The sequence below is a fragment of the Paenibacillus sp. P3E genome (assembly GCF_001909045.1).
In the GTDB taxonomy this organism is placed as follows: domain Bacteria; phylum Bacillota; class Bacilli; order Paenibacillales; family Paenibacillaceae; genus Paenibacillus_AQ; species Paenibacillus_AQ helianthi.
In genome coordinates, this window is record NZ_LVWH01000135.1 from 1 (window position 1) to 850 (window position 850).

Annotated in this window: 1 protein-coding gene and 1 pseudogene; both read left to right on the top strand. The window is 31.8% G+C overall.

Features of this window, described 5'->3' with window-relative positions:
• Positions 1 to 516 (top strand): annotated as a pseudogene (locus A3842_RS32495) (AAA family ATPase); the annotation flags it as partial.
• The coding region (locus A3842_RS12050; protein ID WP_143186258.1) for a UvrD-helicase domain-containing protein at positions 501 to 850 on the top strand (350 nt) is incomplete at its 3' end. The pseudogene A3842_RS32495 and the gene A3842_RS12050, both read left to right, overlap by 16 nt.

Below are 850 nucleotides of genomic sequence, written 5' to 3' on the forward strand. Positions count from 1 at the left end.
CTAATAGAGTTTATAAATATTAAAACCCTAATTTTAACAGATCTTGATTATACAAAATCTTCTAATACCGAAAATCTTATCAAAAATTCTACGACGACAAATGCAACCATTAATAATTTCTATAAAATTGAATTCCCGGGAACATCTCCAACAGTATCTGATTTATATCAATGGAAAAAAAATAAGGGGAATATCCTATTTGGAGGACTTGCTTACTTATTATACCAAGGGGAATCAGATAATTTTGCTCGAACATTAGAAGAAGCAATGCTTGCCAAGCATTATAAAATAACTACACTCATTCAGAAAGAACGTGATGAGTGGATAAGCTTGCGGAAGTTAGATAATTTAAAGTATACAATACCTCAAGAAGGTGGGAGTTATACATTGAGAGATATTGTTGCTCATACTTCAAACGGAAAGACAGACTTTATGTATTCTGTTATTCTAAATAATTTAACTGAGGGTATGCTTCCCGACTACATCAAGGAGGGGCTTACATGGCTGGTACAATAGTCGATAATATTTATTTAGTCAACGCACCTGCTGGTAGCGGAAAAACAACAACAATTAAAACAATGATTTTTCATCATACTGTTGAAAATCCGGCTGATAACATTCTTTGTATAACGTACACAAATAGGGCAGCTGATGAGTTAAAAAAGGATACCAAAAATCCTAGGGTATATTATTCAACAATACATTCTTTTCTCCATAATTTTATAAGTATATATTTTTCACATCCTCAAGTACTTAATTTGTACTTTGAAATATATGGAGATGATATTAAAGGGAGAATCGCTAATCTGGAAGGGAATTTAAGCGTTGAAACGAGTAATCAAAAATATAT